The organism is Nonomuraea sp. MG754425, assembly GCF_021699195.1.
Classification (GTDB): domain Bacteria; phylum Actinomycetota; class Actinomycetes; order Streptosporangiales; family Streptosporangiaceae; genus Nonomuraea.
Window position 1 is genome coordinate 1 of record NZ_SSXE01000318.1, and the last position, 6,637, is coordinate 6,637.

Annotated in this window: 7 protein-coding genes; 2 read left to right on the top strand and 5 right to left on the bottom strand. The window is 73.5% G+C overall.

Annotated elements, in window-relative coordinates; genetic code table 11:
• A partial coding sequence (locus tag FAF44_RS51275) for a beta-galactosidase (RefSeq protein WP_237110778.1) occupies positions 1-2,302 on the top strand: 2,302 nt, incomplete at its 5' end.
• Between the two features lie 53 nt (positions 2,303-2,355).
• Here the strand turns inward: FAF44_RS51275 and FAF44_RS51280 are convergent.
• The 5 genes from FAF44_RS51280 to FAF44_RS51300 all read right to left on the bottom strand — a co-directional run bounded on the left by FAF44_RS51280 (position 2,356) and on the right by FAF44_RS51300 (position 5,764).
• Entirely contained in the window at positions 2,356-2,730 is a 375-nt protein-coding gene (locus FAF44_RS51280) for a hypothetical protein (RefSeq protein WP_237110779.1), read from the bottom strand.
• 115 nt (positions 2,731-2,845) lie between these two features.
• Complete coding sequence (locus tag FAF44_RS51285; RefSeq protein ID WP_308193544.1) at positions 2,846-3,253, bottom strand: DoxX family protein; 408 nt, start codon at positions 3,251-3,253, stop codon at positions 2,846-2,848.
• Positions 3,254-3,367: 114 nt separating this feature from the next.
• Positions 3,368-4,291 (bottom strand): RNA polymerase sigma-70 factor, encoded by a 924-nt coding sequence (locus FAF44_RS51290; RefSeq protein ID WP_237110780.1) that lies wholly within the window; start codon positions 4,289-4,291, stop codon positions 3,368-3,370.
• Between the two features lie 5 nt (positions 4,292-4,296).
• Positions 4,297-5,241 (bottom strand): NAD(P)-dependent oxidoreductase, encoded by a 945-nt coding sequence (locus tag FAF44_RS51295; protein ID WP_237110781.1) that lies wholly within the window; start codon positions 5,239-5,241, stop codon positions 4,297-4,299.
• Positions 5,242-5,359: 118 nt separating this feature from the next.
• Positions 5,360-5,764, bottom strand: coding sequence for a nuclear transport factor 2 family protein (locus tag FAF44_RS51300; protein WP_237110782.1), 405 nt, complete (start codon positions 5,762-5,764; stop codon positions 5,360-5,362).
• Positions 5,765-5,852: 88 nt separating this feature from the next.
• Between FAF44_RS51300 and FAF44_RS51305 the strand changes: the two genes are divergently transcribed.
• Positions 5,853-6,637: helix-turn-helix domain-containing protein (locus FAF44_RS51305; RefSeq protein ID WP_237110783.1), on the top strand; the 785-nt coding region annotated here is incomplete at its 3' end.

Below are 6,637 nucleotides of genomic sequence, written 5' to 3' on the forward strand. Positions count from 1 at the left end.
GCCCGCCCGCGTGCGCGTCCGCCCCGCCCCCTGGGACGCCGCCGGACAGTGGCTCGCGATGCCCGCCGCCCAGGAGAGCCACGGCGACATCAGGGTCAGCGACCGCTGCCTGTGGCGCGGGGGCGCGCCGTGGTTCCCGATCACCGGGGAGATGCACTACAGCCGCGTGCCCCGCCACCGGTGGGCGGAGGCCCTGCACCTGATGAAGGCCGGCGGCGTCACGGTCGTCGCCACGTACGTCTTCTGGATCCACCACCAGCCCGGCGAGCACCGGCCGCCCCGCTTCGACGACCGGCTGGACGTCGCGGAGTTCGTGCGCCTGGCCGCCGCGACCGGACTCGACGTGGTGCTGCGCATCGGACCGTGGTGCCACGGCGAGGTCCGCAACGGCGGCCACCCCGACTGGGTCACCGGGGCGCCGTACCGGGAACGCACCGACGATCCCGCCTACCTGGACGCCGTCGGGCGCTGGTTCGCCTGCCTCGGCGAGCAGCTCGCGCCGTGGTGCGGCCCCGGCGGGCCCGTCATCGGCATCCAGCTCGAGAACGAGCTCTACGACCAGCGCGAGCACCTCGTCACGCTCAAGGAGCTGGCCCGCCGCTCCGGCCTGCGCGCGCCGCTGTGGACGGCGACCGCCTGGGGCGGCGCGGACCTCCCGGACGGCGACGTCTTCCCGATGTACGGCGGCTACTTCGACGGGTTCTGGGTCGACACCCACGAGGGCTGGCACCCCACCTTCAAGGAGCAGTTCGCCTTCTCCGACCGCTGGGACGACCCCGGCATCGGCGCCGACCTGGCCGGCGACAGCCGCCCGGAGCGCGCGGGCCCGCGCGTGCACCGCTTCCCGCCGGCCACCTGCGAGCTGGGCGGCGGCATGGCCGGCGCCTACCACCGCCGCATCGCCACCGAGGGCCGGGACGTCAGCACCGTCGCCCACTGCAAGCTCGGCGCCGGCTCGGTCTGGCAGGGCTACTACATGTACGTCGGCGGCGCCAACCCAGGCCCTGACCTCCAGGAATCCCAGGCCACCGGATACCCCAACGACCTGCCGGAGCTGAACTACGACTTCGGGGCGCCCGTCGGCGCGCACCTGCAACTGCGTGACAGCTTCCACCGGCTGCGCGCCCAGCACGCGTTCGTCGCGGCCTTCGGCGACCGCCTGGCGCGCATGACGTCCACGCTGCCCGACGACGACGGCGGCGTGCGGTGGGCGCTGCGCGCCGACGACCGCGGCGGCTTTCTCTTCCTGCACACCCACCGCCCCCACGAGCCCCTGCCCGCGATCCACGGCCTGAGCTTCGACGTCGAGCTGGGCGGCGTCGCGCTGCGGGTGCCGCACGTGCCCGTCGACGTCCCCTCCGGCGCGGCGATGGCCTGGCCGCTGCTCCTCGACCTCGGCACCGCCACCCTGAAGTGGGCCACCGCCACCGTGCTGACCGTCATCGACGTGCCCGGGGACGCGCCCTTCCTGGTGCTGGCCGCCGCCGACGGCGTGCCCGTGCACCTCGCCGTCCCCGCCGGGCACGAGATCCGCGCCGACGGCGTCCAGCAGGGCGTGGACGAGCAGATCCTGCCGGACGTCGTCCCTTCGCGGTCGTTCATCGAGATCCGGGGCCCGCGCGGCCGGGCCCGCGTCCTGGTGCTCAGCGACGAGGACGCGCGCCACGCGTGGACCCCGACGCTCGCCGGCCGGCGGCACCTGGTGATCTCCGATGCCGACGCCGTCGTCGAACACGCCGGCCGGCTCACCGCCCGCACCACCGCCCCGGCCGAGTTGCACGTCCTGCCGCCGCTCGGCCCGGCGGACCCGGCCGGGTTCTCCGTCCACCGGGTCGGCGACGACCCGCCCGCCCCGCGGATCGACGTCGAGCTGGTTGCCGCGGCCCGCGAGCCGGCGACGCCCGTGATCACCGTGCCCGGCCGGGCGCCGGCCCCCGCGCGGGACACGTTCCGGCAGCGCGCCGCGCACTACCGCGTCACCGTCACGGGCCCCGCCCCGGCGGACGAACGCTCGCTGCTGCGCCTGAACCTCGTCGGGGACGTCGCACGCGCCACCTTCGACGGCCGCGACGAGGACGTCTTCTGGAACGGCGCCGCATGGGACATCGACATCACCCCGGACCGCGACGTCGATCGGCGGGTGGTCGAGGTCCGCATCTACCCGCTGACCGCGGACACGCCGGTGCGCTTCCCCGGGAGGGCGGCGGCGTGTCAGGCGCGGGCGAGCGGGCCGGTGGCCGTGATCGAGTCGGCCGAGGTGCTGACGTACCGCACCGGCGTGGTGCCCTCCGCGGGGCGCTGAACAGCCGATCGCCCCCGGCCGGAGGCACCGGCCGGGGGCGGTCGCACGCGTCACTAGCAGTGGCGGACGCCCGGGAACGGGTCCTTCGAGGTGTAGACGCTCTCGGCCGCGAGGTAACCGGTCCTCCCGGCGTTGTCGCCGTACGTCCGGTACCAGATCTTGTTCCCGCCGCCGTGCTTCTGCCCGGAGACGTAGCACTCGAAGTAACTGGGATTCGACTTCAGAACGTCCACGACGTCCTTGTCGCTGCTGCTGTAGCGAGCACTGCGCCACAGGGCCGCCCCGGCCGTGTTCCCGCAGTACAGGTGCCCGCTCTTGGCGTAGCACGGCGGGTTCCCCTGGGCCTGCGCCGGCGTCGTCACCAGCAGGCTCGTGCCGATCAGCGCGAGCCCGCCGACCGCCGTCGCTATTCTTGTGCGCAGTCGCATTTTCAGATCCCCCTTGTTCGCAACCGTGATGTCCCGCCAGACGCTAGGGGCGGCGTCTTTCGATCCGTTATCGAGGCGATTCAGGCTCTCCGGGAATCGGGAACGAGCGGCGGGGTCAGCCGCCGAACGATCCGGGGCCGAAACGGCCCCACGCGATGAACGCCGCGAGCACGAGGTAGACCAGGTTCAGCACCGCGAACGGGAACTCGCCGCGGCGGACGTGCGTGATCATCGCACCGACCATCAGCAGAGCCCAGCAGACGGCGGTCACCGGCACCAGCACCGGCGCGATGCCGGTCACGGCGGGCAGGATCAGGCCCGCCGCGGCCAGGATCTCCAGGACGCCGAGGGCCTTGACGGCGCCGGCGCTGAAGTCCCCGGTCCACCGCCCGCCGGGCGAGGCCGCCAGCTTCTCCTGGGGCGTGAACGTCTTGATGCCGCCTCCGGCCAGGGCGACCAGGGCCAGCAGTCCGGTGCCGATCCACAGGGCGAGGTTCATGAGGTTCTCTCCAATGATGATCACGGGCGCGCGCGTCCGGCACGCGCCGCGAGGGTGACGGGAAACATCGTCCGGAGTGTGCGGGACGGGGTTCCCATGGTGACCGGCAGTGGTCCGGTCACCAGCGCGGCCGGCGGTTCAGCCGCCGGCTCCGCGGTGGTCCGCGCGGACCAGGGCGCCGAGGTCGCCGACCCGGTCGAAGTGCTGGAGCTTGTCGGGGTTGACGATGGAGTGGATCGTCTGGATCCGGCCGTCGGCGATGTCCAGCCCCATGACCCCGACCAGCAGGTCGGCGGCGTCGAAGACCAGGGCGCCGGGCTGCCCGTTGACCTCGGTCAGGTGGTAGCGGACGCCACCGGCGCGCGCCAGCACGGGAGCCACCGCCGCCAGGGCGCGCGCCACCCGCAGGCGTCCGTTGACCGGCCGTCCGAGCGCGGGCACCTTGCCGCCGCCGTCGCCGTGCATGGCCACGTCCTCGGCCAGCAGTTCTTCGAGCGCCCGCAGGTCGCCCTGCTCGACGGCGGCGAAGAAGCGCCCGGCCAGTTCCCGCCGCTGCCGCCGGGTGGCGTGGTAGCGCGGCCGGCGGTCCTGGAGGTGCTTGCGGGCCCGCGCGACCAGGTGCCGCGTCGTGTCCACGTCGCTGCCGATGATCTCCGCGACCTCCGGATACGGGTACGCGAACACCTCACGCAGCAGGAACGCGGCCCGCTGCCGCGGGGACAGGTTCTCCAGCAGCACCAGGACGGCCAGCGACAGCGAGTCGGCGGTCTCGGCGTGCTCGACCGGCGACGGGCCGGTGGCCAGCGGTTCCGGCAGCCACTCGCCGACGTACCGCTCCCGCCGCGCCCGCGCCGAGCGCAACTGGTCGATGGCCAGCCGGGTGACCAGGGTGGCGACGTACGCCCGCGGCGAGGCGATGATCTCCCCGCCTTGCTGGGTCTGGTACAGCCGCAGGAACGCCTCCTGCACGACGTCTTCGGCCTCGCTGACGCTGCCGAGCATCTGGTAGGCGATGGCGAAGGCCCGTGGCCGCAGGTCGCCGTACAACTCCGAGGTGGACATCGGCGTCAGCTCAGCCCGTCGGTGAAGCCGGTGCGCCAGCTCGGGAAGCCCGGCGTCCAGTCCAGCTCGTGCTTGGTCCTGGTGGTGGAGATGCCGCGGGCCCGCGTCATCATGTCCACCGCGCCCTGGCCGGCCAGCGGACGGGCGAGCCAGGCCGGCACGCGCCGCGGCGCTCCGGCGCCGAGCACCCGGGCCAGGTACGGCAGCCACTCGCGCACCGGCGCGGGGTCGTCGTCGGCCACGTGGTAGACCCCTGGCCTGCCGCGTTCGATGGCCGCGACCGTGGCCTCGGCGGCGTCGGCGATGTGCACCAGCGACCACACCCCGCCGCCGTCGCCGACGATCGGGAACCTGCGCCTGCGGATCTGCTCGGTCATGACCGCGTCCGGCGCGGCGCTGAGGCCGGTACCAGGGCCATAGAACGAACCGTAGCGAAGCACGACCCCGTCGGTCCAGGTGGCGCCGGTCACCGAACCCTCCAGGTGACGCAGCGCGGCGACCGCAGGCTCGGCGTCCGGGGGCGGGTTCGGCTCGATCCGGGCGCTCTCGTCGGCGACCGGCCCGCCGGTGCGTTCCATCCACAGCGCGTTGCTCTGCGCCACGAACACGCGCACGCCGACCGCGCGCGCGGCGGCCAGCAGGTGGTCGGCGCCCTCGGTGCGCAGCCGGTTGGTGGCCGCCGCCATCCGCCTGACCTGCCGCACGGCCGACGGCCCGCTCAGCGCGGTGAGCTGGTGGACGATCACCTCCGGCTCGGCCCTGGCCACCGCGCCGGCCACCGCGTCGGGGTCGAGCGCGTCGAGGACGACCGGCTCCGCCCCCGACGCGCGCAGCCCGGCGGCCTTGGCCGCCGAGCGGGTCGTGCCGACGACGTCATGCCCGCGCGCCACCAACAGGGGGACGAGCCGGCTGCCGATCGCGCCGGACGCCCCGGCGATGAAGATTCTCATGACGTCTCCGTTCGTTCAGCTCGGTGAGCGCGGCTCATCGAGTCGCGCTCACGAACAAAGACGAGATGCCTCCTCACCCCATGACCGGCTGTGACCCGACTCACAGCGCGCGCCCGGGTCAGCGCCCGGCGGGCTCCCACCACGTCAGGTTGGCCTGCGCCTGGGCCACCGGCTCGATGATCTCCCACGCCTCGGCGATCAGCCCGTCCTCGATCCGCCAGATGTCGACGACCGCGATCTCCGTCCCGGTGTCCGGCAACCGGCGCTGGGAGTACATCACGACGTGATCGCCGTCGGCCAGCAGGTGCTTGATCTCGACCTGCATGCCGGCGATCGGGCCGAGCGCGGCGCGTACGGCGTCGAGCCATTCGGTCTTGGTCTCGGAGGTCGCGTCCGGCCGGTGGTGGACGAAGCCGTCGCTCAGCAACGGGGCCAGCGCCTCGACGTCACCCGTCGCGATCAGCGCCGTCAGCGCCTGCTGGACGACGTTCTTGTTGTCGGTGGTCATGCTCTGTGTAGTCATGGCGAGGAGTGTTTCCGTCGTTGGTGTCGTTTGTCGATGAAGTCGCATTTCATGGCGCATCGTCGGACGATGAGTAGCATCGACGAACATGGACACCGTCGGGGAACAGTTGCGGCAGTGGCGGCACCGCAGGCGGCTCAGCCAGCTCGACCTCGCGATCGCCGCCGACGTCTCGGCCCGTCACGTCAGCCTGGTGGAGACCGGCAAGTCCAACCCGAGCGCGGGCATGATCCTCCGGCTCGCCGACCAGCTCGACGTGCCGTTGCGCGAGCGCAACCGGCTGCTGCTCGCCGCCGGTTTCGCGCCCCGCTACGCCGAGCGGACCCTCGACGGGGAGGCGCTGCCGGCGGCCTGGGAGGCGGTCGAGCGGGTGCTGCGCGCGCACGAGCCGTATCCGGCGCTGGTCATCGATCGCCGGTGGGACATCCTGGCGAGCAACCGCGCCCTCGGCCCGTTCCTCGCCGGCGTCGCCCCCGACCTGCTCCGGCCGCCGATCAACATGGTGCGGCTCGGGCTGGACCCGCGCGGCCTCGCCCCCCGGATCGTCAACCTGGCCGAGGTGCGTTCGCTGCTGCGCACCCGCATCGCGCGGCAGCTCGCCGCCGCGCCCGACCCCGGGCTCACCGCGCTCTTCGAGGAGTTCCTGGCGGCCGGCTCCCAGGAGGCGGGCCTGCCGATCGCGGCCGAGGTCGCCACCCCGATGATCTTCCGCTTCGGCGACCGGGAGCTGCGGCTGTTCTCGACCACCACCACGTTCGGCACCCCGACGGACATCACCCTGGACGAGATCGCCATCGAGTCCTACTACCCGGCGGACGCCGAGACCGCCGCCTGCTTCACCAGCCCGGGGGAGTGGCCGCCGCCCCTCAGCCC

Bases quoted from the DNA above. Each gene is read 5' to 3' on its own strand.
- FAF44_RS51300 (WP_237110782.1), bottom strand. From the start codon at position 5,764: ATGACTACACAGAGCATGACCACCGACAACAAGAACGTCGTCCAGCAG.
- FAF44_RS51290 (WP_237110780.1), bottom strand. From the start codon at position 4,291: ATGTCCACCTCGGAGTTGTACGGCGACCTGCGGCCACGGGCCTTCGCC.
- FAF44_RS51295 (WP_237110781.1), bottom strand. From the start codon at position 5,241: ATGAGAATCTTCATCGCCGGGGCGTCCGGCGCGATCGGCAGCCGGCTC.
- FAF44_RS51280 (WP_237110779.1), bottom strand. From the start codon at position 2,730: ATGCGACTGCGCACAAGAATAGCGACGGCGGTCGGCGGGCTCGCGCTG.